This window comes from Blautia sp. NSJ-175, assembly GCF_022867815.1.
Lineage (GTDB): Bacteria > Bacillota > Clostridia > Lachnospirales > Lachnospiraceae > Blautia > Blautia celeris.
Map to the genome: position 1 here is coordinate 116,542 of NZ_JALIFQ010000010.1, position 26,468 is coordinate 143,009.

25 protein-coding genes are annotated in these 26,468 nt (G+C 49.3%); 6 read left to right on the top strand and 19 right to left on the bottom strand.

All coding sequences use genetic code 11. The annotated features are described in order from the left end of the window. Positions 1 to 9 precede the first annotated feature (9 nt). The 3 genes from MUB35_RS16650 (at position 10) to MUB35_RS16660 (ending at position 2,221) form a co-directional block, all read left to right on the top strand. A complete protein-coding gene (locus MUB35_RS16650; protein WP_227209812.1) occupies positions 10 to 816 on the top strand; it encodes an MBL fold metallo-hydrolase in 807 nt (268 codons plus the stop codon). Between the two features lie 15 nt (positions 817 to 831). After that, positions 832 to 1,647: a MerR family transcriptional regulator gene (locus tag MUB35_RS16655; RefSeq protein WP_244806518.1), complete on the top strand. Its 816-nt coding sequence runs from the start codon at positions 832 to 834 to the stop codon at positions 1,645 to 1,647. Positions 1,648 to 1,744: 97 nt separating this feature from the next. Continuing rightward, positions 1,745 to 2,221, top strand: coding sequence for an SAM-dependent methyltransferase (locus MUB35_RS16660; protein WP_244806519.1), 477 nt, complete (start codon positions 1,745 to 1,747; stop codon positions 2,219 to 2,221). Positions 2,222 to 2,605: 384 nt separating this feature from the next. On the opposite strand, the gene MUB35_RS16665 is transcribed toward MUB35_RS16660, so the two are convergent. The 4 genes from MUB35_RS16665 to MUB35_RS16680 form a co-directional block, all read right to left on the bottom strand. Then, entirely contained in the window at positions 2,606 to 3,040 is a 435-nt protein-coding gene (locus tag MUB35_RS16665; RefSeq protein WP_033141301.1) for an RbsD/FucU family protein, read from the bottom strand. A 120-nt stretch (positions 3,041 to 3,160) separates the two neighbouring features. After that, the gene (locus tag MUB35_RS16670) at positions 3,161 to 3,856 is read right to left on the bottom strand and encodes a class II aldolase/adducin family protein (protein WP_033141302.1); all 696 of its coding nucleotides are present in this window, start codon (positions 3,854 to 3,856) and stop codon (positions 3,161 to 3,163) included. 21 nt (positions 3,857 to 3,877) lie between these two features. Further along, positions 3,878 to 5,374: a rhamnulokinase gene (locus MUB35_RS16675; protein WP_103732052.1), complete on the bottom strand. Its 1,497-nt coding sequence runs from the start codon at positions 5,372 to 5,374 to the stop codon at positions 3,878 to 3,880. Positions 5,375 to 5,388: 14 nt separating this feature from the next. After that, entirely contained in the window at positions 5,389 to 7,182 is a 1,794-nt protein-coding gene (locus MUB35_RS16680; RefSeq protein ID WP_103732049.1) for an L-fucose isomerase, read from the bottom strand. A 140-nt stretch (positions 7,183 to 7,322) separates the two neighbouring features. Here MUB35_RS16680 and MUB35_RS16685 point away from each other — a divergent pair, with 140 nt between their 5' ends. Continuing rightward, positions 7,323 to 8,180, top strand: a complete 858-nt coding sequence (locus tag MUB35_RS16685) for an AraC family transcriptional regulator (protein ID WP_244806520.1) — start codon at positions 7,323 to 7,325, stop codon at positions 8,178 to 8,180. A gap of 34 nt (positions 8,181 to 8,214) precedes the next feature. Here the strand turns inward: MUB35_RS16685 and MUB35_RS16690 are convergent, their stop codons facing one another. From MUB35_RS16690 to MUB35_RS16710, 5 genes are all read right to left on the bottom strand, one after another. Continuing rightward, positions 8,215 to 9,729, bottom strand: a complete 1,515-nt coding sequence (locus tag MUB35_RS16690; RefSeq protein WP_148393182.1) for an AMP-dependent synthetase/ligase — start codon at positions 9,727 to 9,729, stop codon at positions 8,215 to 8,217. A 15-nt stretch (positions 9,730 to 9,744) separates the two neighbouring features. After that, a complete protein-coding gene (locus MUB35_RS16695) occupies positions 9,745 to 9,972 on the bottom strand; it encodes an acyl carrier protein (RefSeq protein WP_033141307.1) in 228 nt (75 codons plus the stop codon). A 22-nt stretch (positions 9,973 to 9,994) separates the two neighbouring features. Further along, on the bottom strand, positions 9,995 to 11,395 hold the full coding sequence (locus MUB35_RS16700; RefSeq protein ID WP_033141308.1) for a condensation domain-containing protein: 1,401 nt from the start codon (positions 11,393 to 11,395) through the stop codon (positions 9,995 to 9,997). Between the two features lie 3 nt (positions 11,396 to 11,398). Continuing rightward, positions 11,399 to 12,385 carry an alpha/beta hydrolase gene (locus tag MUB35_RS16705; protein WP_244806521.1) on the bottom strand — a complete coding sequence of 329 codons (987 nt, stop codon included), beginning with the start codon at positions 12,383 to 12,385 and terminating at the stop codon, positions 11,399 to 11,401. A 69-nt stretch (positions 12,386 to 12,454) separates the two neighbouring features. Next, entirely contained in the window at positions 12,455 to 12,856 is a 402-nt protein-coding gene (locus tag MUB35_RS16710; RefSeq protein WP_081960311.1) for an SCP2 sterol-binding domain-containing protein, read from the bottom strand. A gap of 146 nt (positions 12,857 to 13,002) precedes the next feature. Between MUB35_RS16710 and MUB35_RS16715 the strand changes: the two genes are divergently transcribed. Beyond that, positions 13,003 to 13,614, top strand: coding sequence for a TetR/AcrR family transcriptional regulator (locus MUB35_RS16715; protein ID WP_033141310.1), 612 nt, complete (start codon positions 13,003 to 13,005; stop codon positions 13,612 to 13,614). A 78-nt stretch (positions 13,615 to 13,692) separates the two neighbouring features. On the opposite strand, the gene MUB35_RS16720 is transcribed toward MUB35_RS16715, so the two are convergent. The 4 genes from MUB35_RS16720 to iolG form a co-directional block, all read right to left on the bottom strand. After that, positions 13,693 to 14,406: a class I SAM-dependent methyltransferase gene (locus MUB35_RS16720; protein ID WP_244806522.1), complete on the bottom strand. Its 714-nt coding sequence runs from the start codon at positions 14,404 to 14,406 to the stop codon at positions 13,693 to 13,695. A gap of 116 nt (positions 14,407 to 14,522) precedes the next feature. Further along, complete coding sequence (locus tag MUB35_RS16725) at positions 14,523 to 15,881, bottom strand: MFS transporter (RefSeq protein WP_103731507.1); 1,359 nt, start codon at positions 15,879 to 15,881, stop codon at positions 14,523 to 14,525. A gap of 37 nt (positions 15,882 to 15,918) precedes the next feature. After that, the gene (locus MUB35_RS16730) at positions 15,919 to 16,707 is read right to left on the bottom strand and encodes a hydroxypyruvate isomerase family protein (protein ID WP_103731506.1); all 789 of its coding nucleotides are present in this window, start codon (positions 16,705 to 16,707) and stop codon (positions 15,919 to 15,921) included. Then, entirely contained in the window at positions 16,704 to 17,720 is a 1,017-nt protein-coding gene (gene iolG / locus MUB35_RS16735; RefSeq protein WP_244806523.1) for an inositol 2-dehydrogenase, read from the bottom strand. The genes MUB35_RS16730 and iolG overlap by 4 nt, the downstream gene beginning before the upstream one ends. Positions 17,721 to 18,134: 414 nt before the next feature. On the opposite strand from iolG, the gene MUB35_RS16740 reads away from it, so the two are divergent. Then, on the top strand, positions 18,135 to 19,178 hold the full coding sequence (locus MUB35_RS16740; protein WP_225305370.1) for a LacI family DNA-binding transcriptional regulator: 1,044 nt from the start codon (positions 18,135 to 18,137) through the stop codon (positions 19,176 to 19,178). Positions 19,179 to 19,562: 384 nt separating this feature from the next. Here the strand turns inward: MUB35_RS16740 and MUB35_RS16745 are convergent, their stop codons facing one another. The 6 genes from MUB35_RS16745 to MUB35_RS16770 all read right to left on the bottom strand — a co-directional run bounded on the left by MUB35_RS16745 (position 19,563) and on the right by MUB35_RS16770 (position 26,446). Beyond that, on the bottom strand, positions 19,563 to 20,909 hold the full coding sequence (locus MUB35_RS16745) for an MATE family efflux transporter (RefSeq protein ID WP_244806524.1): 1,347 nt from the start codon (positions 20,907 to 20,909) through the stop codon (positions 19,563 to 19,565). Between the two features lie 245 nt (positions 20,910 to 21,154). Then, on the bottom strand, positions 21,155 to 22,279 hold the full coding sequence (locus MUB35_RS16750) for a Gfo/Idh/MocA family protein (protein WP_103731503.1): 1,125 nt from the start codon (positions 22,277 to 22,279) through the stop codon (positions 21,155 to 21,157). Between the two features lie 28 nt (positions 22,280 to 22,307). After that, on the bottom strand, positions 22,308 to 23,141 hold the full coding sequence (locus MUB35_RS16755; protein ID WP_033139032.1) for a carbohydrate ABC transporter permease: 834 nt from the start codon (positions 23,139 to 23,141) through the stop codon (positions 22,308 to 22,310). After that, a complete protein-coding gene (locus MUB35_RS16760) occupies positions 23,141 to 24,028 on the bottom strand; it encodes a carbohydrate ABC transporter permease (protein WP_033139031.1) in 888 nt (295 codons plus the stop codon). The genes MUB35_RS16755 and MUB35_RS16760 overlap by 1 nt, the downstream gene beginning before the upstream one ends. Before the next feature lie 81 nt (positions 24,029 to 24,109). Next, positions 24,110 to 25,399, bottom strand: a complete 1,290-nt coding sequence (locus tag MUB35_RS16765; protein ID WP_412240106.1) for an ABC transporter substrate-binding protein — start codon at positions 25,397 to 25,399, stop codon at positions 24,110 to 24,112. 189 nt (positions 25,400 to 25,588) lie between these two features. Further along, positions 25,589 to 26,446: an AraC family transcriptional regulator gene (locus MUB35_RS16770; protein ID WP_081960094.1), complete on the bottom strand. Its 858-nt coding sequence runs from the start codon at positions 26,444 to 26,446 to the stop codon at positions 25,589 to 25,591. Between the last annotated feature and the right edge of the window lie 22 nt (positions 26,447 to 26,468).

The window sequence follows — 26,468 nt, forward strand, 5'->3', positions numbered from 1 at the left end:
AGGTTTCATATGAAATTAACCGTTCTAGTGGACAACAACACGTATATCGACCAATATTATGCAGGGGAACCGGCAGTCAGCTACTACATCGAAACCGATGATATAAAAATTCTCTTTGACACCGGGTATTCGGATATTTTTATTAAAAATGCGTGCTCCATGGGCATTGACTTAGATTCCCTCACGCATATTGTTCTCTCCCACGGCCACAATGACCACAGCAGAGGATTAAAATATCTGCGGCATCACTATGATCTGCCGGATATCCGGCTTATCGCACATCCCCTGTGTTTCCAACCAAAATACTACGAAAATGAATACATAGGCTCCCCCTATTCTTTGGAAGAGATCACTGAAAACTTCCGATTTGAGCCTGCCGAATCACCCGTTTTCCTCTCCGAAAACTGCCTTTTTCTCGGCCGGATACCCGATCTGCATGACTTTGAAAAACGCAGCCCCATCGGTACAGCCACAGCAAACGGTCAGGAAACAGAGGATCTCTGCCCGGATGATTCCGCCTTGGTATGCAGGACAGACAAAGGGCTTTTCATCGTCACCGGCTGCTCTCACAGCGGAATCTGCAATATCACGGACTATGCACGCAGTGTCTGCCGGGAACAGAGGGTTGCAGGCATCATAGGCGGATTCCATCTCTTTGATACAGACACACGGCTTGCCCGTACCATTGAATATCTGAAGGCTCTGTCCCCGGATATCCTGTATCCCTGCCACTGTGTTTCCCTTAAGGCTAAAGCCGAAATGCTGAAATATATAGACATCGAAGAGGTCGGCGTGGGCCTTACCATAGAATTGTAGACAACAGGTGAAAAAATGTTTAAAATAGGAGAATTTTCAAAACTGACGCAGGTATCCATCCGGATGCTGCGCTATTACGACGAAGCCGGCCTTCTGAAACCGGCCAGCACAGACCCCTGGACCGGCTACCGTATGTACTCTGCCGACCAGATTCCCACCCTGAATAAGATCATTTATCTGCGCGACAGCGGTTTCCAGGTCTCGGAGATTGCCGCTGCTCTTGCAGCAGAAAATGAGACTTCCCTCCTGGAACAACTGGATCGGAAATACAGGGAAATCCGGGAAACCATTCAGTCAGAACAGGACAAACTTCAAAAGATCGAACTGATCAAAAAAGATATCCTGCACGGAAAAAATGAAATGCAGTATCAGGTCTTCATAAAATCCATCCCCGCCTGCCAGGTCCTCTCCCTCAGACGAGTCCTGCCGGATTACTATGCCGAAGGCCTTCTGTGGAAGGAAATGTCCCGCTTCGCACAGAAAAACCGGATACAGGTTTCCTCTGACACCTTTTCCATTTACCACGACAGGGAATACAAAGAGACCGACGTGGACGTGGAAATATGTGCACCAGTAAAAAAGCCCGGCAAGAGTACGGAAGATTTCGTTTTCCGCCTTACAGAACCAGTCCCTTCCATGGCGTGTACAATGGTTTACGGCCCGTTTTCCAACATCGCCGGCGCCTACCTCTCCTTTGCGGACTGGCTGCAGAAAAACGTCCGCTTCCAAATGGCAGGGCAAAGCAGACAGATCGTCCACCGCGGCCCATGGAACGAAGAGGACCCCAAAAACTATCTGACAGAGATACAGATACCCTTAGAGAGTGCCTGAGCAATCACTCCGGCCTCCATATAAAAAGCAGCTTGACTCTCACACCGTGTCAGGGTCTACATTGACCTTACAAATAAATTATATGGAGGAACACATTATGATAACATACCAGTTACATCCCATCGGAACCATCCACAACAACGGAGAGGACATGTTTATAACCCTCAGCCCGGAATACATCCCGGCTCTGCAGGCCTTAGACGGCTTCAGCCACCTACAGGTACTCTGGTGGTTCAGCGACTTTGACACCAAAGAGGCCCGGGCCGTACTGGAAACAGAACAGCCCTACAAAAATGCCCCTGCCGTCATGGGCATCTTCGCCACAAGGTCCCCCATCCGTCCAAACCCCATAGCCCTCACGACAGCGCCTGTCACATACATTGACTACGAAAACGGCGTCATCCATATTGCCTACATGGATGCCAACGACAACACCCCTGTCCTGGATATCAAGCCCTACACCCCCAGCATGGACCGCATAGAATCCCCAGCCGTCCCCGCCTGGTGCAGCCACTGGCCCATAAGCCAGGAGGAATCCGCTGACTTCCCCTGGGAAGACCAGTTCAATTTTTAACAAAAGTTATAATGTAGTTTGGAAAATATTCTTGAATAAATTGATGAAATCTGCTATGATATAGACATGAAGAGGAACAACCGCCCACAAGTTGGGTTGGCCTGTAATCAGAATAGAAAAACCACCCTGTGACTGGTCAAGTTTTCGGGTGGTTTTTCTATTTTAAGTTAGTGACAAATCAAATAAATGAATGTCAGCAACGCTAAAATAAACATTCCAAAGGCCATTAGGTCTTTAAAGTCGAAATGTTTCATAGACATCACCTCCATTCTATGTAGAATGAAGGCCAACGCCACCCTGCAACACGGTTGTTCCATTTTCAAAGTATAGCATACTTTTTGCACATTCTCAATAAGCAATCATCACATATTGTCGGCCCAAATCCTAGATTACTCCCTTTTGCAGCATCACATTGGCGTAGACCGCCCCTTCCCCTGTCGCCACGATCGCATACGCCTTCCTGGCTTCCTCATAGAAAGCAAACCTTTCCACATTCCGGATCACTTTGTCCCCCCGTTCTTCATACTTCCTCACGATTTTCCTGTAAGTATCCCAAATAGGCGTCTTGGCATCATCTCCGGGCATAACCTCCATAAGACTCATTGGATGCTCCACATACCCGTCAAGCGGAATCAGACTGAGCACTGCGTCCAGCACCTCCGGCACTCCGTGTCCGTCCATTCTTATAACGATACAGTCCTTTCCCATACTCTCCGCAGGAAAATTCCCGTCTGCGATCACGATCCTGTCACTGTGCCCCATCTCCGCCAGCACTTTTAAAAGCTCCGGCGATATAATTTTCGGAATTCCTTTTAACATCTCATTCACCTTTTATCCTTCACATATATTTTTCACTGCCCAAAACAAAACACGCCCCATCTGCTCCCGGCATAATTCCCGGCACCATATGAGGCGCGCCTCTAACCGCTGTTTACCGGCCTATCTGTCCTCTTCGGAATACTTCTTATATCCGGGATGCCTTCCCGTCACACCGTATCCCTTCCGCATAGAAATCAGCCTGTCGATATTTTCCCGGGAAATTTCCTTTGCCCCGCCGAGCAGATGGGCATTCAGACTGATCTGCGCGAAAAGCTCCAGGGTCTCCATCCGGTAATACGCGGTGATCACATCCGCTCCAACCGTCAAAGCCCCATGGTTCTGCAGAAGCACAGCGTCGTGCTCTCCCAGATAAGGAGCAATAGCCTCCGGCACCTCGTAAGTGGAGGGTGTCCCATATGGAGTCACCGGCACAGAGCCGAGAGCGATCACGGTCTCTATCATGGAATACTCATCCAGAGGCTTATTTGCCACTGCAAATCCTGTGGCCACCGGCGGATGTGCATGGAGGACAGCCCCCACATCCTCCCGTTCCTGATAGCAGCGCAGATGCATCTTGATCTCTGAAGAAGGGCGGCACCCTTCCTCTGCTTCCAGAATATTTCCGTCTCCGTCAATGTGCACCAGCTTTTCCGGGGTGATAAAGCTTTTGCTCATTCCCGTGGGGGTTGCCAGAAATGTCCCGTCCTCCAGTTTCACGGAAACATTTCCGTCGTTTGCTGCCACCCAGCCCTTCTGCCACATTTTATGGCACACATCGCAAATCTGTTCCCTGAGCTCCATATAACTTAATTCCATTTCATTTCCTCCATATTTGTGTCACCGGACAAATGCTCTGTACTGTCCGTAAGCTTCCTGCCACAGTTCTGCATCCTGCGGCTCATACACTTTCATATTTTCTGAATTCCGGATGATGCTGCGAACCTCTTTCAAATCCTTTACTTCCCCTGCCGCCACAAGCTGCATGGCCAGGTTTCCGTAGACAGTTGCCTCCACAGGCCCTGCGATCACGGGAATGCCGCAGGCATTTGCGGTCATCTGGCACAGAAGGGCACTCTGGGCCCCGCCGCCAACCAGATGGACCGCCTGATATGACCTGCCCGTACACGCGCAGATCTCATCCAGCACCATCCTGTATTTCAGAGCGAGACTTTCGTCAATGCAGCGCACCACCTCACCCACACGCTCCGGAACCTTCTGCCCTGTACGTCTGCAGAACTCCCGGATACGGCGCGGGATATTTCCCGAAGGCACGAACTCCGGCGCGTCCGGGTCTATAAAGGAGACAAAGGGCGCCGCGTCTCGGGCCATGGATTCCAGATGCCCGAAACTGTACTCGCAGCCCTCGCGCATCCACTGTCTTCTGCTCTCCTGGATCAGCCAGAGACCGATGATGTTTTTCAAGAAAGATGTCTTGCCGCCGCATCCGCCTTCATTTGTCATATTGCAGGCAAATGATCTCCCGTCAATCTGAGGCACGTCAAGCTCTGTTCCAAACAGCGACCAGGTACCGCAGCTTAAGAACAGAAAATCATCCGTTTCTGCCGGCACAGCTGCCATGGCACTCTGCGTATCATGTCCTGCCACTGCTATGACATCCATAGGACCAATGCCCAGCTCCCGGCATATTTCATCTCTCAGACTTCCCAGCCGTGTTCCCGGCATGAGCACGGGTTTTAATATCCGGGAAGGAAGTCCCAGACCTTCCAGCACCTCCCCGGACCAGTCCTTTTTGACAGCATCCAGCATCTGGGTGGTTGACGCAATGGTATACTCACTTCCCATTTCCCCTGACAGAAAATAGGAGAACAGATCCGGCATTAAAAGCATACTCTCTGCCTGCTCCAAAAGCTCTTCTCTGTATTCCTGCTCTGCCATAAGCTGAAATGCCGTATTGATCTCCATGAACTGGCTGCCTGTGATCTCATAGAGTCTTTCCCTGTCCATGCGTGAGAAAGCCTTTTTCAGCATTCCCTCTGTTCTGGAATCCCGGTAGTGGACCGGGCTTGATAAAAGCATACCGTCTCTGCCAAGCAGTCCGTAATCCACACCCCAGGTGTCCACGCCGATGCTGCTGATATCCGCCCCTGACCTGCCCTGCATGATCCCTGCCCTTGTGATTCCGGTCTTAAGCTCATGAAACAATCGTAGGAAATCCCAGTACATGGTACTTCTGTCTTTTCCGTTTAAGATCACAGGCTCATTGGCAAAACGGTGCATCTCCCCAAGAGAGATTTTTTCACCGTCAAAGCTGCCCAGCATCACTCTGCCGCCGGAGGCTCCGTAATCTGCTGCCAGCATCTGTTTTCCCAGCATTTCCATCTTCCTTCCTATTTATATAGCGGACCGTAAGCTGCACATGCCCTGTAGTCCTGTCCTTCTTTGTCCATACCAAACGCGTTCCATGCAGCGGGACGGAAGATTTTTTCCTCCGGTACGTTGTGCATGGCAACAGGGATTCTCAACATGGAACACAGAGTGATCAGATCTGCACCGATGTGGCCATAGCTGATGGCGCCGTGGTTGGCTCCCCAGTTGTTCATCACATCATACGCGGTCTTAAAGGCGCCCTCACCGCTCACTCTCGGAGCAAACCATGTACACGGCCAGGTGTAGTCCGTGCGTTTCCAGATCGTGTCTGACACCTCAGCCGGAAGCTTGATGGTCCAGCCCTCTGCAATCTGCAGCACCGGTCCCAGCCCCTTGACCAGATTCAGACGGATCATAGTCACAGGCATCTCCGCATCTGTCAGGAATCTGGATGAATAACCGCCTCCCCGGAAATATCCGAAATCCGCGGCATTCCAGGTAGTTGCCTTCATAATGGCATCCTGGTCCTCCTCGGTCACGTCAAACCATGGTTTGATCACACTGTTTCCGTTTTCATCCTTTGCCTCCCCGCAGGCATCCAGACAGGCTGCGCCGGAGTTGATCAGATGAATGAAACCGCCGGCCTGTGCTGCTTTGCCCTCCAGAGTATAGCCGGTAGCTTCTTTCACAGCCTCCGGGCTCCAGTATGTACGCACATCCGCAAAAATCTGCGCCCGGTTGGTGAGCAGCTTCATGAACATCATGCCAAGGCCGTTGAGCACATCGTTCTCTGTGGCCAGGATATACGGCTCTCTGGCTCCGTTCCAGTCAAAGGATGTATTTAACATGGCTTCTGCAAAGTCTGCATTGGGATAAAAGTCTGTCCACTGTCTCTGTCCCTGGAAACCTGCTGCCAGGGCATTGTGTCCCACTTTTTCTTCCTCGCATCCCTCCGGAAGGTTTGCATTTCCGTTCATCAGATCTTTAATGATGCACATCATCTTCACAACGAATTCCCAGTCTGCGTCCTTCTGCTCTCTTGTCTTCTGCACCGCCTCCGGATTCTTGTCAAATCCCTCTATGCAATGTTCCTTTGTCCATGAGAGCGCTTTTTTAAACTCTTCCTCATCATAGATGCCCTCTGTCATGCGGCGGATCAGCTCCACTTCATCTACCGATTCCACCCGCATTCCCAGATAGGATTCAATGAAATCCGGGTCAATGATGGAACCGCCGATTCCCATGGTCACAGAACCGATCTGCAGATAGGATTTGCCTCTCATGGATGCTGCCGCTACTGCCGCACGTCCGAACCGCAGCAGTTTTTCCCTGACATCATTGGGGATTTCCGTGGCATCCGCTGCCTGTACATCATGACCGTAGATTCCAAAAGCGGGAAGTCCCTTCTGTGCATGGGTTGCCAACACACTTGCCAGATATACGGCACCCGGGCGCTCTGTTCCGTTAAATCCCCAAACTGCTTTTATGGTCTGCGGATCCATATCCATGGTCTCTGCCCCATAGCACCAGCACGGTGTCACAGTCAGGGTAATATCCACGCCCTCTCTTCTGAATTTGTCCGCGCAGGCCGCTGCCTCCGCCACACGTCCTATGGTGGTGTCCGCAAGGACTACCTTGACCGGCTCGCCGTTTGAGTATTTCAGGTTCTCCTCAAAAAGACGCGCTGCGGATCTTGCCATATTCATGGTCTGTTCTTCCAGGGATTCCCTTACCTTCAGGTATCCTCTTCTTCCGTCAATCGTGGGTCTGATCCCGATCACAGGATATGTTCCGATCAATCTGCTCTCTGCCATTTTTCGTACCTCCATACATTTAAAGTTTTTAACAGTTTTCTTATATTCCCATCCTAATCTTGTTTCAAACATATTTCCTGTGATATAATGGCAAAAAGCAGGACAATATTCACCTTTTTACAAATAGTCAGGAGGCAGCTATGCACTATCTGGATTACAACGAAAAACAGGCCCACGGCACGGCGGATTTTCCCCTTGCCTATTATTATGTGGATGAGCATCACCCGCGTTACCACATGCCCTTTCACTGGCACAAGGAGACAGAACTGCTCCGGGTCGTGGAGGGACAGCTCCGGCTCAGTCTGGATGACCGGGAGTATGTGGTGAGTGCAGGAGAACTGATCTATATCGGGGAAGGCATCATCCACGGCGGAGAGCCGGAAAACTGCATCTATGAATGCGCCGTTTTTGACCCAAAGCCTCTGCTCATGCACACACACGCCATCCGCCGCTACCTCTATCGAATTCAGCGCCGCCAGATCCAGATTCTCATGCGCTTTACCCAAAAGCAGCCGGAGATCCTAACCCGCGCGGAAACCCTGTATGGTTCCCTGCGCAAAAAAAGCCCCGGATGGGAAATGACTTCCCTCGGAGCACTTTTTGAACTATATGGTATGATTTTTGACAGGGAATATTACACGCCCTGCGCCTCCGGCGACCATACACAGGGAAAACTAAAGCAGCTAAAACCTGTGCTGGAATATATGGAGCTGAATTATCAAAGCCCCATAACCCTGGAGGACCTGTCCAGGCTGGCCGGCATGTCCTCCAAATATTTCTGCCGCTTCTTCCGTGCAGTCATCCACAGGACACCTATTGATTATCTGAATTATTACCGCATTGAGCGGGCCTGTTATCTCATGGCCGCAGAGGACATTTCTGTTACGGAGGCTGCCTACCGGTGCGGATTCAATGACAGCAGCTATTTTGTCAGGGCCTTTAAAAAATACAAAAATGTGACACCCAGACAGTATATGCAGCGCCTGGAAAAGACGTAACTGTTCACTGCGTGCACAGTAACAGAAAGTCCGCTTAATATCTCTTTATTTTCTTGGAAGGCGTCTTTTCAAATTCTTCCTCCCTGATCTTCAGGCCGTGAATCTTTTTATAGGGAGGAAGGCCTTTGTTAAAGTTGTCAATCACTTCCTGAAGCTTTTCCCTGACATCCCTGATCCTCTTTTTAGAGGCATATTCATAGTCCGGGAATATCTCAGCTTCAATGACGGATTCTGTCTCCCTGACAATGACCTCTTTTACCAGAGGAGATCTGCTGATCTCATTTTCCAATTCCTCCGGGGATACATTTTCTCCGTTTTTCAGGATGATCAGGTTCTTCTTCCGCCCTGTGATGAACACAAAATCATCCTCATCCACATAGCCCAGATCCCCTGTTTTCAGCCAGCCGTCCTCCAGAGCTTTTTCTGTCTCCTCAGGCATCTTGTAATATCCCATCATGACGCTGGAACCCCGTACCCAGATTTCCTCATCCACAACCTTGGCCTCACAGTTTGGAAGGAGTTTTCCCACAGACCCCTCTTTGGAATCCCATTCCAGATTGGTGCTGATGACAGGGGAACATTCTGTCATGCCGTACCCCTGAAGAATGGTGATGCCGTACTCAGCAAACGCTCCCACCATTTCCGGGGGAAGATAGGCCCCGCCGCTGCAGATGGTCTTTAAACTGCCGCCGAAAGCAGCCTTTGCCACCATTTTTTTCGGCAGGATACCTGTGGATTCCTTCAGTTTCTTGTATATGGATTCAATGACCATGGGGACTAAAAGCACGATCTCCGGCTTGAACAGCTTCATATTTTTTGACACATGCATGATAGAGTCATTGATGCAGATGACCATGCCGATGTAGATTCCTTTCAGGATATCCATGGTAAAGCAGTAGGCATGATGGATGGGAAGCAGGGTCATGGATACCGTACCTGCAGGTATCTTCATATCCAGGCAGGAGGCATTGTCAGCCAGATTGCGGTGTGTGAGCATTACCCCCTTGCTTTTGCCTGTTGTGCCTGAGGTAAATAAGATGGCACACAGTTTGTCCGGGTCCAGTTCACAGGAAAAGCTCCCTGCATGGTTTTTCAGAAGGACATCCAGGGATTTTGCCTGTTCGGTATCCTCTTTTGCCTGCATGGAAACCATGCACTTGATCTCCGGACATTTCTCCCCTGCCAGTTCCGCCACATCCCTGCGCAGTTCATCATAGACGAGTACACTGATATCAGCCCTGTTCAAAAGCTCGCACACATCCGCTGCCGGAAGCTGAGCATCCAGGGGCACGATCACGCATCCGCTGTCCGCCGCTCCGAAATAAGAAATGATCCACTCATATGTAGTCGGCCCGATGACCGCCACGTGTTTTCCCAGCATTCCCATGCCCTCCAGGGCTCTGCTGAAGGCCTCACTGTCCCTTTTTAAGTCCAGATACGTCTTTGTTACCACTTCTTTTCTCACTTTATAACGGATGGCCGGATTTTCCCCGTAGGTCTTGGCTGCATAGCCGATAATATCCTTCATGGTGTTGATCTGACTGCTCATATTTCCCCTCCTGCTCTAGTCCTGAAGACTCTCGATGTAGTGTACCGCTTCGCCTACGGTTCTGATCTCCGCAACCTGACGCTCCTCCACCTCAATGTCAAATTCATCCTCCAACTCCCCTACCATGCTCATAAAATCATAGGAGGTGAAACCAAGGTCCTCCACGAACCTGGAATTCTCCGTAACCGCATTTTTATCCACTTCCACATATTCACAGATCATGTCTTTTAATTTTTCTAACATTTCTCATTTCCTCCCAAAAATATTATACAGATTCGATAATCTCTCCCACTGTCATGTCCGGATTCTCCACGCCTTTGAAGATGATCCGGCACAGATAGTAATACAGATACTGCAGGTCCTCAAAATGCACCACTCCGGTCTGGTGTTCAAAATTAAAGTTCATGCCATTGTCCTCTGCTCTGTGCATAACCGTCAGATAAAGGGCATGGGCTGCCGCGCCGTTACTGTACCATGCAGATTTATATTGAATGTTCTGCAGACGCTCCAGCCCTTTTCCCTGAAGTGTCAGAGGCTGGTAGGTCAGGCTCAGAGGCTCATACGTCTGCCCTGACTTTAATTTATAATATTTGTTCCTGTATGCATAATAGGCCGTCGGGTCATAGTTTGCATGGCGGAAAATCTGGTTCTGCCCATCCCGGATCTTTTTCAGGCCTTCCATAAACGTATCCTTTTTCTCCACCACTGTGCGGAAAGGAAAACAGTGAATCCTGGTGCCGCCGCATTTCTTTTCAGCCAAAGTGGCTCTTCTGGCAACTGTGGTGTTGATGGAGACATCATCGTTGCCGTTCACCTTCTGCAGATACGTGCGGAGCCCCATCATCAGCAGGCACACCATGGAAATATGGTGTTCCTCGCAGAACTGCATCAGCCTCCTGGATGGATCTGCCTCTAACTGGAAGGTGATAATATTGGCATCCACATTGTCCGAGACGTTGGTGACTGCCCTTAACTCGGGATTCTTCTCTTTTTCCCGCTCAGCTTCCAGCTTGCCGGGACCGAAAATGCTGTTGAAGACAGGTTCTGAGGAGGAGATCATCTTCTCAAAGAACTCTGTGTCCCGTTTCTTTGCCTTGGAATCCGCCTCATACTCCAGGTCCTTTTCAAGCTGCGCTATGTAGGATTTCATCTCCTTTGGATATTCCATGCCCTCATATTTCATGTTGGCATAGATCTCTATCACATCCTTGAGAAACAGGATCAGAGACTGGGCATCCATGGTCATATGGTCCACCAGCAGGTAGATGCCCTGAAAACCATCCGGCGTAATGATCATGACTACCCGGTTTAAGGGGGAATCGAACCGTTCAAAGGGAATGGAGGTCCATTCCTTCATCTTATCCACAGCATGGCACTCCTGCCATCCGGTAAAATCAAAGAACTCAATCTCCCTCTCCTCCCTGTCAGCAATGTACTGATACACGCTGCCGTCCTCGTCCTGTGTAAAACGAAGGCGCATGGACTCACATCTGGCGTATGCCTTATAGACAGCCTCCTTCAGCGCGCCAAAATCCAGGCTCTGCTGAATGGTCAGGCTGGTGCCGATATTGAGCACCTGCTTTTTCGGACAGTATTTCTGATAGAAAAAGTGCAGCTTCTGTGCTGCGGTCAGCGGATACAGTGGTTTGCCAAACTTCTCTTTCATATGTCAAACTCCTCTCATTTTCAAACGGGAACGAATCGCAGGCGCCCAGGCCTCCCCTGCCGTCTCCAGAAACTCCGTCAGCTTCTGTTCATACAGCGCCTGCTCTTTGTAAAAAGCTTCCACATGGCCCGCTCCGTGTACTATGAGCATGTTCTTCTTAGATGCGCAATTTTCATATATCTCAAAGCACATACTGCAGGGAACAAAGGTGTCCGCATCCCCGTGGATAAAAAGGATGGGAACCTTTGCCTTCTTCACTTCCAGAGCCGCACTGCACTGCTTCAGCCCATATCCCGCCTTTTCCCTGCACATGCGGTCCGATATCTTAAGAATGGGATAGGAGGGCAGATGGTACTGGTCCTTCAGCACATGGGCAAACACGTCCCAGGCGGTGGTAAAGGCACAGTCCGAGACGATTCCCTTCACCTGCGGCGAAAGTTTTAGTCCGCTTGCCATGAGAACCGTGGAGGCCCCCATGGAGGTGCCGTGAAGCCAGATCTCACAGCCGCTGCCAAAACGCTTTGCCGCATACTCGATCCAGAGAAGCGCATCCTCTCTGTCCAGGCAGCCAAATCCGATGTATGTGCCTTCGCTGTCCCCGTGTGCCCGCTCATCCACCAGAAGCATCTTAAATCCTTTCGGCAGATAATAATTGGATAGTCCAATGTAATCACTCATTCCTCTGCTGGTATAACCGTGAAAACAGATCACCAGCTTTTTGCCTCCCTGCCCCGGAAAATATGTCCCGTGGAGCTTCAGCCCATCGCCGGACGTGATGTACACATCCTCCCGTTCCTGCTCCATCATCCACGCTTTCATCTTCTTGATCTTCGGCATATACAGATCCCAGTTTGTCCCTGCCATATCCATGGTCCTTTTGGTCTCTGCCTTCTGCCGGAGCATGGTGCGCCTGAAAAAATAAGACGCAATTCCGTATTCCCCCGCAGCAGCCAGCGCCCCTGCTCCCAGTAACAAGCTCCATCCGTTCATAGATACTCCTCCCGTCTCCGCGGCTGCCTGCGCATCCGCGGTGCATCACTCTCAGTTCCCGGAATGTGTTTATTTTTTCAGAATTCTTCTGACTGTCCTCTTAGGTGTCTTATCTTCTGTCTTTACCTGTTTCTTTTTTTCTTTTCCGGCCTGCTTGGAGAAACTCTGAAGCATCAGTGCTTTGTCAAAGCTGCCTTCCACCTGCAGTTTTCCCTGTGTGAATGCCGCGACAGCATCCATGGTGCCCCCTGCAATGCCCAGAAGTGTCTCGGCTGTGGTTGTAAACAGCACATCCCTGTCGAAATATTCATATGGCTCTATGTACAGCTTCCCCTCTGATACTTCCGCGTAAAAGGCTCCCTCGGCCTCTCCCCTGATATTAAACTGATAGGCAATGTGCTCCTTGATCCCGCTTACATCCGCCTGCATAAAAAGGTCTCTGATCTCACTCACTAATTCCTGATACGTCATTTATTTTTCCTCCAAACATATTTCGCCATTTTTCGACCACCGGTCGAATTTAGGTTGTAAACAAGATACCACTTTTTCGACCGATAGTCAAGTTTACATTTTTATGCTATCATGTTACTATCAAAGAAAAACGGAGAATGGTATTTATGCAAAACAATAGAAAAAAGGATATGATCCTGGATGCCATGCAGAGATTGATGAACCAAAACAGCGCCCAGTCCATATCTGTCAGCGATGTTGCCAAAGAAGCGGGCATCGGGAAGGGAAGTATCTACTATTATTTCAAATCCAAGGAAGAAATTCTGGAAGCTGTCATCGAACGCTCCTATTCCGCTGCCATAGAAAAAGCCAAAAATCTGCTGGAAGCCCCTGATATGGATGCCCTGACCAAGATGGAGATCATATTCCGCACCTGCCGGGAATCCTCCATGGAGCTTCTCCGCCAGGAGTCCAACAATTTTTTCGAGCTGCAGCAGAGCGCTCTTCTGCATCAGCAGTATATCCGCATTATGGTGAGAAACCTGCGCCCGATCTTGTCAGACATTATCCGCCAGGGCAACCGGGAGGGGTCCATGCACTGCAAATCCCCTGAGGAGGTTTCCGAGATTGTCCTCATTATCCTGACCATTAAGCTGGACAACCATCTCACAAGAGACAGCAGGGAGCACACCAGAAAGACCCTGGATGTATTCTCCTATATGCTGGAGACCAGCTTTCACATTGAAAAAGGAAAACTGGATTATCTGTGGGAGGATTGAACCTGCCGGACCTGCGCGCCGGAATACGGTTTTTCGGCACAAAAAATGCAGCCGGATTTTGTTCCCGGCTGCACGCGCTTATTTTACTGCTTCTATAAATGTTGCCCCGTCGATACATTCCAACCCCGCTGCATTTGCAAATCCCACGCTCTTTAAAAGCTCAGTCTCATGTTCCAGGGTCAGAGGAATGTCAAAGTGTACAAACTGATCCTCCGAGATCCCTCCTGCCTTTCGTTTTCTCCGGCATTCCAGCCGCAGGAGATTTTCCTCCTCCTCACAGCAGGCAATGTAATCCCCTTCCAGGAATCGTCCTCCCGGCTTCAGAGCTTTTTCGATCTTTGCAAAGAGTTCCCTCTTTTTCTCAGGCAGAAAATGATGCAGGGATTCAAAGGAGATCACCATGTCATAACAGGACTTCCCAAAAGGCTCCTGAAAATAATCCCCGCATATCAGTGTGATATCCTTTCCCCGGTATTTCCGTCTCAGCTTCTCCAGCATAGTACCGCACAGATTGATCCCTGTCACATGGATATGGGGATATTTCCGGAAAATGGATTCCAGTTCCAGCCCCGTCCCGCAGCCCAGATCCAGCATCCTTTTCGTATCCCCGCCAATCCAGCCGGCGATTTTTTCATAGGCTGCCTTCCAGGTCTGCATCTTCTCCTCATATGTATCAATACGCCTGTGAAAAAAATCAGCCATCTCCTCAAGCGGCACATCTCTTTCCTGTTCCAGCCAGTCCCGCAGCTCCTGCATGTACTGCTCCCTGTCTTCTCTTATAACAACCGGCATTTTTCATTCCCCCTGTACATTTCTTCTGTTTTCTTCTATTGTACAGGTCAGCATGTGGAAAATCCACCTCATAAATGATTCTACTTAAAATTGCGCCTCTCTCCAGATCCTCTTTTTCACTCTGCCTTCATTTCCCGCTCCAGCAAATCCCGTTCAATCTGCGGATACATCTTATCCAGCTTGTACACCAGCAAAATCAACACCGCCGCACCCCAGACAATGACCGGGCCGAACTTATAGATATTTCCAATGGTTCTGACAGCGGATTCCGGCTGTACCACCTGCGCTCCGGTTGAGCTGATATAGCCGCTTACGGTCATGAGTCCTGTCATGACAGCACTTGTGATACCCGTTCCCACCTTGAATCCCAGACTTGCGCCGCCGAATACGAGGCTTTCCTGGCGGAACCCGTTTTTCCAGCAGCCGTATTCCACCACATCCCCCAACATGCCGAAGATGGTGGCTGACAACTGGGATGCACCTATAGAACGGATAAGTGTCACAAAAAACAGCCATTGGAAGTTATAAGGGTTGACCAGCACCAGAAGCTGGGAGCCCACCGCAATGAGGCAGCCCGCCAGCGTAACATTCCTCTTTCCCCATCTTTTGATCAGAAACGGGCAGGCCACTGCGCCGCCGATCATGCACACAGTTTCCAGAAAATACAGGGTGCTGTACATCCACGTATCATTTCCGAAAATATATTTACAGTAATAGGGCAGATCCGTTCCCACAATTGTCATATGGATGACCTGGATCGACCACAGCCCGAGCACGCACCAGAAATACTTGTTCGTTACAAGAGCCTTGATGTTCACGCCCACAGAACGCTTCTCTTCTTTTTTTGTCTCTGTTACCACAGTCTCCTCACACCGGAAGAAGCAGAACAGCAGCAGAACCACAGCGATCACCACCCAGATGCACATGGTCTTGATCCATGCAGACTGGTCATTTCCGAATATTTTCACAAGAGGCATGGTAAAGGTCACGGAAATAATGCGTCCCACCGGGGACAGGATCATCCGGAAAATGGACAGCAGATCCTGCTGGTAAGAATCCCTGGTCATCATGGTGGACAGTGAACCGTAAGGTACATTGATAGCTGTGTAGATAACCGTTGTGGTCAGATTATAGGTGACGAATATGTATATCCCTTTCAGAAAATCTGTGGTGTGCGGCACTGTGAACATAAGAATCGCCGCTATGGCATAAGGAATCGTCATCCACAAAATCCAAGGTCTTGATTTTCCCCATTTAGACCTGGTTCTGTCTACCAAAAATCCCATGATCAGATCTGAACTGCCGTCAAATACTCTGGACACCAGCATGACAATACCGATGGTCACCGGTGAAATCCCCACATAATCCGTGTAAAACAGCGTCAGCAGTGTGGATATCATCCCGTACACGATATTACAGGCTGTATCCCCGCATCCATATGCTACCCTTGTCCCAAAGGTTATTTTCTTCTTCATAATGACCTCCCCGCCACATAATTTCTCAATTCGTTTTTCAGCACGCTTCCATAATCGCCTTCACAGCACTCTCTGTATCTGCAAGCGGAAACAGCTCATAACCCACATATCCTGTATACCCGCATGCCTCCAGATGACGCAGCACCTTTTTATAATTGATTTCCCCCGTCCCCGGCTCATGACGCCCCGGAGCATCCGCCACATGGATGTGTCCAAACTGGTCTGCGTAATGGGAAATGGTATCACAGATACAGCCTTCATTGATCTGCATATGATACACATCGTAGAGAAGCTTCAGCCTGGGTGACCCGATCAGGCGGCATATCTCCGCTCCCATCTGTGTATTCTCAAGAAAATTTCCCACATGGTCTGTGGTAATATTCAGGGCCTCCAGGTTCAGGTTGATCCCTTCTCTCTCCGCTGTCTCCACACAGTCCAAAAGTGTACGGTACATGGAGCAGAGCTTCACCGTATGGGAAAGGTTATCATAGTGGTCCACCACAACTCCTCCCTCACCCAGGGCATTGGAGTGAATGGTCACACTGCCTGCGCCCACGGCTTTTGCTGCCCGGATGGATTCCTCCAGATATTTCACGTACTTCTCTCTGTGCTCCGGGTCAACCAGGGAATAATCCGCGTCCCCGTTAAATCCGCTGATCGCAATGCCGGCCTCGCAAGCCGCCCTCTTTGTGGCTTCCAGATCCCGGATTCTCCAGTCCCAGAATTCCACCGCGTCAAATCCGTCCTTCTTTGCCGCCAGGAATCTTTCCTCCCAGGGCAGCTCTGTGTACAGGGTGTCAATACATGCGCATTTTCTCAGACTCATCTTCCTTCTACCTCCTCAATTTTTACAGGCCTTCCCTCTTTCAGAGATTTTGTGGCAGCGGCTGCCATCAGTACCGGATACAGCCCGTCCATTCCGGTTACAGGTGTCTCCCTGTCGTTCTCCACGGCATCTGCAAATGCCTGGATTTCTGAGACAAAGGCACCGGTATAACGATCCCACATTACCTTATATGTATTTTCACAGCTGGTCCTCTCGGCATCTGAGAACACAACCGTATTCGGCACATCATTTTCATTGCGCACACAGCCCTCGGAGCCAAATACCTCCACTCTCTGGTCATATCCATAGACGGCCTTCCTGCTGTTGTCAATGGTGGCAATTATGCCATTGTCAAACTTCAGCATCACAACAGCGGTATCCACATCCCCCGCCTCCCCGATAGCCGGGTCGATCAGCACAGAGCCGGCAGCCACAACCTCAGTCACCTCAGCCCCTCCTGCCAGAAAGCGTGCCATGTCAAAATCATGGATCATCATATCATAGAAAATACCACCGGAAACCTTCACATATTCAATAGCCGGCGGCTCCGGATCCCTGGAACTGATTTTGATCATCTGCACCTTCCCGATTCTTCCTGACTGCACCATATCATAGACGCCTCTGTGATTGTGGTCAAATCTGCGGCAGAATCCGATCTGCAGCTTCACACCGGCGTCCTCTGCCGTCTGAATGGCTTCCCTCACCTTGCCCAGATCATAATCTATCGGTTTTTCACAAAAAATATGCTTTCCTGCCCTGGCAGCCTCAATAATATACTTGGAATGCGTGTCCGTGGAGGAACAGATCAGAACCGCGTCTATCTCCTCATCCTGCAGAATATCCTCCGCGTCCTTTGTCACATTCTGCACACCGCATTTTCTCAGAAATTTCTCTGTCTCTTCATTCATAAAAGGGTCTGCAACCGTCTTGATCTCCACCTCCGGCACAAACATAGAAATATTCTTTGCATGCACCTTTCCGATTCTACCTGCTCCAATAATTCCTGCTTTCATCTCAATACGCTCCTTTACTCTCCGCTATTTTGTTTTTGCCCACCCGCTCCAGTCCCCCCGGCATTGCACCCCGCATTGCGAAGCCCGGCCTTTTTGACCCCCTCCGGCGTCTGGCTGTGAACTGTTTTCTTTTGTGCTTTTGCACTTTATGTGCTTTTGCACTTATAATTATAGAAAAGCCTCCCGGTTTTGTCAACATCTCTGCCCTTTCTTTTTCATTTTTAGCTACATTTCACAATATTGTGCTTTTGAACATCCCATTTTATCAGCCCTCACTTCTTCTCCTTTTGTTAAACTTAACCAATCCCCCTATTTACAACCCCATTCTCCATATGATAGAATTTAATCATAAGATGCCGCAGAGCAAAAATACCATCCCCGTGCAATAGCACGTGCACATAAACAGGAGGAATCATGATAAACAAAAAACCAACCATACAGATGGTCGCTGACAAAGCGGGCGTGTCCCGTGGAACGGTAGACCGTGTTCTCAACAACCGTTCCCATGTAAGTCCTGACGTATACGAAAGAGTCATGGCAGCCATTCAGGAGACCGGCTACCTTACCCCCCGCAGCACCTACCAGAAAACCTTGTTTGGTCAGGGCTTTCCGCCGATCAAGCTTGGTGTGCTTCTGCCCAACTGGACCGGCCATTTCCGCTGGGAGATCATGCGCGGCATTGAAGCTGCCCAGGCCGAGCTCACTGATTTCCATGTAAAGATCCTGGTAGAAGAATGCGAAACCGACATCCCGGAGGAAAGCATCGAAAAACTGGACGCGCTTTTAGAGGCGGGCATTCAGGGCGCTGCTGTCTGCACCATGAACGACCCATCCATTGAGGAGAAGATCCGTTCCCTCACCCAAAAAGACATCCCGGTCATCACCTTCAACAGTGACCTGCCCGGCACCGACAGACTCTGCTTCATCGGTCAGGACTACAATAAAAGCGGCCGCATTGCCGCCGAACTCATCAGCAAATGCATCCCCTCCACCGGCAGAATCCTTGCCGCGGCGGGCAACCTGGAATTCGACGGCCACCGTGCCCGTCTGGACGGCTTCTGCACCCGCATGTCTGAGATTGGCTTCCCCCGGGACCAGATCCAGGTCATAGAGACCTACAACAACTACCAGCTCACCTACAAAAAAGTCCTCAGCGCCCTTCAGGAAGACCCGGCCATAAAAGCCATTTACATGGCCAACCGCAGCGTAGCCGGCTGTACCAAAGCCGTGGAGACGGCACAAAAAAAAGGAGAGATCCGCATCATCTGCCATGACATGTCAGAACACACGAAATCTCTCCTTCTGGATGGAACCATAGACTTTTCCATCTCCCAGGACCTCCACCGCCAGGGCTACCTCCCCCTGATCTACCTAAGAGACTACCTTCACAAACAAAAACTCCCCCCAACCCAGGACACCGCCGCCAACATCTCCATCCTCTGCTCCCAAAACCTGTAAAAAGCTCCGGTCCTGGATTCACCACCACAGCCCCCCATACACATCCTCTCCTCCCGCGTCCACAACCAGTCGGCATGGATAGGAGACCGTATGGGCCGGCGGGCCGTGGAGCTTCCTTCCGGGCAGCATTCCGGAGGAGGCTTAGACCTGCTTAGTAAAAATGGAAGTCCCAGGCAAGGAGAAATTCCGGTTACCATCCGGAATTTCAGGACAGTTGAGCGGTTCAGCCATAAGGGCTGGACTGCGGTTCTGTCCGGTGCCTTGCCTGGGGCTTCCATTTTTACTTAGCAGGTCTTGCCGACGCAGGTGCTGTCCGGAAGGAAGCTCCACGGCCCGCCGGCCCATTACCGGTCTCCTATCCATGCCGACGTCCGTGAGCCACCATCACACGACCGCCCTACTCCCCTTCCGATTCACCCAAAAGAAATACCCCACACACAAAACAATCTGCACCCCCGAAGAACAAGGCGTCGCCAGCCCCACCCCAAACAAGGAAACCGGCACCATCCGGCTCATCAGAAACGATACCGGAATCCTCACTCCGAAAGCACCGACGATTCCCTGCACCATCACAAACAAAGTCTTCCCACACCCATTAAAATACCCGATCATACAAAACATCACCGAAACCAGCAGACAGTCAATGGCATACGCCTTCAAATACTCCGCCGAAGCCGCAATAACCTCCCCGTCCCTGGCAAAAATCCCCGACAGGATATCCCCGTGGAAAAATGCCCCATAAGCCATCAAAACACCCACAGCCAGCGACATCCCAATTCCGCACAGCAGCGCCTTCTTCGCCCTTCCGGCCTCCCCGGCCCCCATATTCTGGGAGACAAACGCTGCCATGGACTGATTAAAAGCAGACGGCACAAGCATAATAAACCCACACAGCTTTTCCGCAACCCCTACTCCCGCGGAGGGAATCACTCCCAGAGAGTTGACGATGGCAGTGATCGCCAGAAACGAAATACCTACCAGCACATCCTGAAACGCAATAGGAAATCCCAGCCGGAACACTTCCCCCATCCGTTTTCTGTCAAATGCAATATCCTTTCTGTGAAAAACAAACGTAAACTTCCTCTTCCGGATGATCTGAAGCGAGATCACCACACTCAGCACCTGAGCAAGCACTGTGGCGATGGCCGCCCCCGCAGTGGCAAGCCCGAAAACACCCACCAGCAGTAAATCCCCGACAATATTAAACACACAGGCGATCGCCACCGTAAGAAGCGGCATCCTGGAATCTCCAAGTCCCCTGAAAATACTTCCGATCACATTATACGCCACAATAAACACAGCCCCTGCGGAACAGATCCTCACATAAGAGACCGTGGCATCAAATGCTTCCGGCGGTGTCTGCATGATCCTGGCAATGGGCACCGCAAACGCTTCCATGATAACGGTTATCACGACACCTATGATGATGAACAGCATGATACTGGCTCCAATGATCCTGCCGCCTTCCTCTGCTCTCCCCTCACCGATTTTTCTTCCCAGAAGAATCGTAGTGCCCATGGCGATTCCCACCACAAAAGCCGTCACAAGCTGCATCAGCCAGCTCCCCGTGGAAACTGCCGACACGTCTGCCGCCTGGGCAAACTGTCCCACAACCAGCATGTCCACTGCTCCATACATGGTCTGCAGAAAAATAGCCGCCAGCACCGGCAGGGCAAATTTAACAAGCGGCATCAGGATTTTTCCTTTTGTAAAATTCTGTCCTTGACTCATACTCTCATTTTTCTCCTTTTGCTCGTAATGTACATTTCACGGAGGTTTCATACTATAAAAGGCTCTAAACCCACACAAAAAACCGGATAAGAAGCAGGCATCTCAGCCAGCATCTTATCCGGTTACCATTTCTGTCAGAATGGTTCACCCTCCGATGAACGCTGTCATTATATAACATGACTTTTTATTTGTCAAGATTCTTCCGAAGCTGTCAGAGAAAAAATGCGGTGTATATTACCCTGAATCTATTCTTCGCTCTTTTCTCCTAACACTTCGCGCAGCTGCACTTTGCGGTTCTCATACCTGGACATGGTACATGCATCGGCTGTTGCTATGGCTGCCCTTGCTGCCTCTCCTGTGAGCAGAGGCCTGAATTCATCATCTGCCTTTGCTCCGTGCATAATGCCGTTTAAGTATTTCATTTCATTTTTCATAATACTGTGAAGCCACATAGGTGGTTTTTTCCCCGGTTTTCCGTACATAATGGCTCCGTCCATCTCGGTGCCGTGGTATATTCTGGTACGGTCATCATCCTCCTCCTGGGACTCATGGACAAGAAAATGCTCCTCTTTTCCATCCACCTTTAACGTGCCGCCGCAGTCACACATATCAATACGGATGGCACCCTTTGTACCCTGTATCAGCACATAGTGCTCAGGCCAGTGGAAGGCAGACCCCCACTCCAAAACCGCATAACGGTTGTCGGAAAATTCCATGTTTACAAACAGCATGTCATCCTCGTCACCGAACTCATCCCCCTGGTGCGCAACATTTCCCCCTGTCATGGTCACTGTTTCCGGCATTCCGCCCATGAGGAACTGTACACAGTCCAGTTCATGAATGTGATGATACAGATGTCCTCCTGATTTTTCCCTGATCTTTTTCCAGGAGATCGACGGCTGCGGTTCTTCCCATCCGTTTCTGGCCGAATGACAGTACAGAACTTTTCCGATCACTCCGTCATTGATCAATTTTTTCGCATGACGCACACCCCGGAAGAAATTCATGACATGGCCTGCCATAAAGGTAACACCGTGCTGCTGACATGCTTTTACCATCTCGTCGCAGTCCTTATAACTCAGCGCGATAGGCTTTTCGCAAAAAACATTTACCCCGTGCTCTGCCGCCTTTATGACCGGTTCCTTGTGCAGGTAATTAGGTGTTGCCACAATCACGGCCTCCACATCTTCCCGGCTGTACAAGGTATCTAAATCTGTTTCCACGTCACATCCCAGTTCCTCTGCAACGGTTTGGGCGTTTTCCGGGTCAAGGACAGCCACGATCCTGGCCCCTTCCTGCTCCTTCATAATACGTCCAAGCTCCGCGCCGAAATAACCGGTACCCACAATTGCATATCCTATTGTCTTCATATTCTATTACCTCCAAATATATCCAAAGTTATTTTACTGCTCCGTCAGTCATGCCGCCTGCAATCTTATTCTGTATAAACATAAAGAATATTACGGACGGTACCACCACCAGGGCAGATGCTGCCATCATATCTCCCCAGTTCAGGATTTCCGAACCCTGAAGAGATTTTAAAGCCACAGACACTGTCATCTTATCTGTGCTGTTGATCAGGATCAAAGAGTATAAAAATTCATTCCACGCATTGATAAATGTATAAATGGCTGTTGCCACGATCCCCGGCATGACCAGGGGCAGTACAATCCTCACAAAAGTCTGGAGTTTATTGGCTCCGTCCACTCTTGCCGCTTCCTCGATTCCCAGCGGCACTGTCTTGAAAAAGCCTACTAGCATCCATACAGCATAAGGTACGCTGAAGGAGAGATACACTATGACAAGTCCGACTCTGGTATTGACAAATCCCAGCTTTGCCATGACCATCGAATAGGGAATCGCCAGAAGGATGGGAGGAAACATGTAAGTTGCCACCAGAACCTTTGACATAATGGAACCCAGCTTCGGAAAAAATCTTACGATTCCGTATGCCGCCATGGATGATACCACAATGGCGATGCAGGTAGTTGATATTGCAATGATCAAACTGTTGCTGATATTCCCTGCAAATCCCAGGTCCTGAATCACATGGGTAAAGTTTTCCAGTGTAAAGTGCTTTGGCAGAAATCGGGTTGGATTTGCGGTCAGCTCTCCCGAAGATTTTACGGAACACAGTAAAACCCATACCAGCGGGAAAAAAGCAATCACGGACAAAATGATCAAATATACATGGCAGAGTCCATTGCCGATCTTTTCTTTTTGATTTGTCATCACTTGTCCTCCTTTTCCCATTTTCCAATGATCGTAAAGTAAACCAAACAAACCAGCAGCAGGAATGCCAGCAAAAGCACAGTGACTGCAGATGACCTGCCCAGAAGTTTTGTTCCCCAGCCCATATTATACGCATAGACAGGAACTGTGGTCGTGGCATTGGCAGGGCCGCCGCCTGTAAGAAGATAAATAATATCAAAGTTATTGAATACCCAGATGGTACGAAGCACTACCAGCAGGCCGACTACGACTTTAATATGCGGTACTGTTATATGCCAGAACTGCTGGAATTTGGAAGCACCGTCAATCTGAGCTGCCTCATACTGGTCCTGGGGAATGGTCTGCAGTGCAGACAGCACATTTACCATGATCATCGGCGCACCGAACCAGACATTAATAAAAATCAATGTCAGAAATACCAGGCTGCTGTCACTTAAAAACTGCGGAAGTTCGCTGCTGATGCCCAACTGGACAAGAATATTCGGAAGGAAACCTGAAACACCGTTCAGTATCCATTTCCAGGAAAGTGCGATTACAATAGAGGGGAATGCCCAGGGAATGATCATCAGGGTTCTGTAAATTCCCTTTCCGATCTTCACCCGATTAATGGCCAGTGCTGCTGTAAATCCGATGAACAACTGTCCTAACAATGAACCCACGGTCCAGAGTATAGAGGTCAAAAATGCCTTATAAAAATTAGAGTCTGATAAAACCGCTTTATAATTTTCCAATCCTATAAAATCATAGGAAGCCTTGATCAGATGCTTGGTCGTCATACTGTAATATAAACTGGAAAAGATAGGATATACCAACAGTATCCCCACAACCAGCAGTGCAGGAAGTACGAAAATCCAGCGGGCATAATCAAATTTTACTTTTCTTTTCACAAAAATGCCGCCTTTCTGAGGGATGGGACTGCCCTTCGTGGTGGTTCGGGCAGCCCCTGGTAACAGGTTATGTATTCAAAATCACTGTACAGTGCTGAATACCTCATTCAGTTTGTCTTCTGCTGTCTGTGCAGCTTTTTCCACATCCGTTCCGTTTGTGATAATATCCTGGAACATACTCTCTATGATTCCCTGAGATGTGAGAAGACCGGCCTGAACACTGGGGCCTTTTTCAAATCCTATGGCAGTACCCATATCCATGGTTTTTGTGATTACATCTACCGCATTGGAGAACTTCTGTACGGTTTCGTTCTCTTTGTATTCCGGTGTATCCGAAATACCTGTAATGGAAGGCAGCATACCTACCGGTGTTGCTTCCAGGAATTTGATATAGGTATCTTTCTCGTATAATTTTTTGATAAATTCCTTGCATATTTCCGGGTGTTCTGAGTTCTCCCATACCACCATCGGAATATTGGAAGTTTCCGCTCCGTATTCCGGGTCATCCGCATTTATCTTCGGAAGAGGCGCACAGTCAATCTGATCCACCAAATCAGGGGAGTTCGTTTCAACGCCGCCGATCTGGAAACCGGAGTTAAAGTCAAAGGCTGTCTTTCCCTGATAGAACAGGGTTGCCTGATCTAATACTGCATAATTTACAGAATCCTTCGGAGAACAATTCTCATAAATGTCCAGCCAGTAACGAATGCCGTCAAGTGCCAGATTACTTGTCAGATCTGCTTTCAGATCATCTGTAAGAAGGCTCCCGCCGCCGCTTCTCACATAGAAGTTTAAGAAACGTGTTCCCATAAGGTCATTGGAACCGCAGGGGAAGGAACATCCGTAAACCCCGTCTTTTGTCAGGGTTTTTGCCGCATCGGCAAATTCATCCCATGTCTTGGGAACTTCAAGTCCTGCTGCATCCAGCAGATCCTTTCTGTACCACATGACCTGTGCATGGGAATACAATGGCAGGGAATAGCAGGTGCCGTCCTTTTCTCCTTCCGACAGGGCAGTTTTTGAAAACTTATCTCTACCTATGTCATCGATCAGATCATCCAGGGGAACCAGGGCCTCTGCGTCCATCATCTCTACCACATGACCGGGAAGCGCAGTGCTCATATCCGGCACATTCCCGGATGCAAGACCGGTGGTCCATTTCGTATAAAAATCCCCCCAGGAAAACGTCTCTATGGTTATGTTTACATCCGGGTTATCCTTCATAAACTGGTCTGCGGTCTCCTGTATCACCTCCAGACGCGGCCCCTGTGTAAAGGAATGCCAAAATGTAATGTCACCTTTTAATTCTCCTGTTTCCGCTGCTGTCTGTTTGCTTTCTGTATTCCCATTCTGTCCGCATCCTGCAAGCATGGCGGAACCTATCATGGTACCCACCAGCAAAACTGCTAATTTTCTTCTCATAAAGCTCTCCTCTCTGTTCACTTTTTACTGTTCCCCGATATCGGCCGTATCGATTTGTTTATTGTAAGTTTATTTTACCTATTTTCTTTGTGTACATCTACTAACCAAACGCTCAATAATAGCACTAGACTCTTATTCTTATTCTCTTGCCACCCTCCGGTACTGATTCGGTGTAAACCCGAAAGCTGCTTTAAACTCCCTGATAAAATAATTGGCGTCCTCATATCCCACCTCGTAGGCAATATCATTGACATTATCATTGCTCACCAAAAGAGCCCTTGCCGCAGTGGTAAGCCGGATCTCCCTCACGTATTCCATGGGTGTTTTTCCCATGTTTTCCTTAAAAAGACTGCTGAACCTCTGCTTGCTCAGTTCCGCCATATTTGCCATTTTTTCAGGCGTATATTTTTCTTTTGGATGGAGAACGATATAATCCGCCACAATCTGTACCCTGGGATCGATCTGCTTCTTCGTTTTCATGGCTCTTTTTTTGATTCTCTCCAAATCATACTCTTCTGTTTTGATTTCTCCTTTCACCCTGTCTATCTTCTCTCCTCTGACTGCAAGAGAGCCTATGAGCAGGTCCAGGTATCCCCGCACAAAACATTTCTTCGCGATATGCTCTGTCTTCACCCACCTATAGATCTCTTTGAAATAATTATCTTCTCCCATACTCTGTGTAACCCTTGGTATTCCATAGTATTCTCTTAACACATCTTCACCTTCATAAAAAACAGAGGTGGTAAAACGGATACTGAAAAATTCAAATGTATCGCTGAGTGCATGGCAGGACATTCTGCACCCGCTGGGTATGTACACGATCTGGTTCTCCTCCACCAGAATCTCTTCGCTGTCAATACAGAACTCTGCCTTTCCCTTCACTATGTACCGAAAAATGTTATATGGTATGACTGATTCCGGATATACCCATGTCCTTCCCATGGAATACAGATCAATATAGAGAAATGTAAAACGTATATTGTCAATCACTGACATAAAGGAATCCTCCTTATAAATT

Excerpts from the sequence above, each read along its gene's own strand:
- MUB35_RS16650 (WP_227209812.1), top strand. The coding sequence starts at position 10 with ATGAAATTAACCGTTCTAGTGGACAACAACACGTATATCGACCAATAT.
- MUB35_RS16655 (WP_244806518.1), top strand. The coding sequence starts at position 832 with ATGTTTAAAATAGGAGAATTTTCAAAACTGACGCAGGTATCCATCCGG.
- MUB35_RS16660 (WP_244806519.1), top strand. The coding sequence starts at position 1,745 with ATGATAACATACCAGTTACATCCCATCGGAACCATCCACAACAACGGA.
- MUB35_RS16665 (WP_033141301.1), bottom strand. The coding sequence starts at position 3,040 with ATGTTAAAAGGAATTCCGAAAATTATATCGCCGGAGCTTTTAAAAGTG.
- MUB35_RS16670 (WP_033141302.1), bottom strand. The coding sequence starts at position 3,856 with ATGGAATTAAGTTATATGGAGCTCAGGGAACAGATTTGCGATGTGTGC.
- MUB35_RS16675 (WP_103732052.1), bottom strand. The coding sequence starts at position 5,374 with ATGCTGGGAAAACAGATGCTGGCAGCAGATTACGGAGCCTCCGGCGGC.
- MUB35_RS16680 (WP_103732049.1), bottom strand. The coding sequence starts at position 7,182 with ATGGCAGAGAGCAGATTGATCGGAACATATCCTGTGATCGGGATCAGA.
- MUB35_RS16685 (WP_244806520.1), top strand. The coding sequence starts at position 7,323 with ATGCACTATCTGGATTACAACGAAAAACAGGCCCACGGCACGGCGGAT.
- MUB35_RS16690 (WP_148393182.1), bottom strand. The coding sequence starts at position 9,729 with ATGAGCAGTCAGATCAACACCATGAAGGATATTATCGGCTATGCAGCC.
- MUB35_RS16695 (WP_033141307.1), bottom strand. The coding sequence starts at position 9,972 with ATGTTAGAAAAATTAAAAGACATGATCTGTGAATATGTGGAAGTGGAT.
- MUB35_RS16700 (WP_033141308.1), bottom strand. The coding sequence starts at position 11,395 with ATGAAAGAGAAGTTTGGCAAACCACTGTATCCGCTGACCGCAGCACAG.
- MUB35_RS16705 (WP_244806521.1), bottom strand. The coding sequence starts at position 12,385 with ATGAACGGATGGAGCTTGTTACTGGGAGCAGGGGCGCTGGCTGCTGCG.
- MUB35_RS16710 (WP_081960311.1), bottom strand. The coding sequence starts at position 12,856 with ATGACGTATCAGGAATTAGTGAGTGAGATCAGAGACCTTTTTATGCAG.
- MUB35_RS16715 (WP_033141310.1), top strand. The coding sequence starts at position 13,003 with ATGCAAAACAATAGAAAAAAGGATATGATCCTGGATGCCATGCAGAGA.
- MUB35_RS16720 (WP_244806522.1), bottom strand. The coding sequence starts at position 14,406 with ATGCCGGTTGTTATAAGAGAAGACAGGGAGCAGTACATGCAGGAGCTG.
- MUB35_RS16725 (WP_103731507.1), bottom strand. The coding sequence starts at position 15,881 with ATGAAGAAGAAAATAACCTTTGGGACAAGGGTAGCATATGGATGCGGG.
- MUB35_RS16730 (WP_103731506.1), bottom strand. The coding sequence starts at position 16,707 with ATGAGTCTGAGAAAATGCGCATGTATTGACACCCTGTACACAGAGCTG.
- iolG (WP_244806523.1), bottom strand. The coding sequence starts at position 17,720 with ATGAAAGCAGGAATTATTGGAGCAGGTAGAATCGGAAAGGTGCATGCA.
- MUB35_RS16740 (WP_225305370.1), top strand. The coding sequence starts at position 18,135 with ATGATAAACAAAAAACCAACCATACAGATGGTCGCTGACAAAGCGGGC.
- MUB35_RS16745 (WP_244806524.1), bottom strand. The coding sequence starts at position 20,909 with ATGAGTCAAGGACAGAATTTTACAAAAGGAAAAATCCTGATGCCGCTT.
- MUB35_RS16750 (WP_103731503.1), bottom strand. The coding sequence starts at position 22,279 with ATGAAGACAATAGGATATGCAATTGTGGGTACCGGTTATTTCGGCGCG.
- MUB35_RS16755 (WP_033139032.1), bottom strand. The coding sequence starts at position 23,141 with ATGACAAATCAAAAAGAAAAGATCGGCAATGGACTCTGCCATGTATAT.
- MUB35_RS16765 (WP_412240106.1), bottom strand. The coding sequence starts at position 25,399 with ATGCTTGCAGGATGCGGACAGAATGGGAATACAGAAAGCAAACAGACA.
- MUB35_RS16770 (WP_081960094.1), bottom strand. The coding sequence starts at position 26,446 with ATGTCAGTGATTGACAATATACGTTTTACATTTCTCTATATTGATCTG.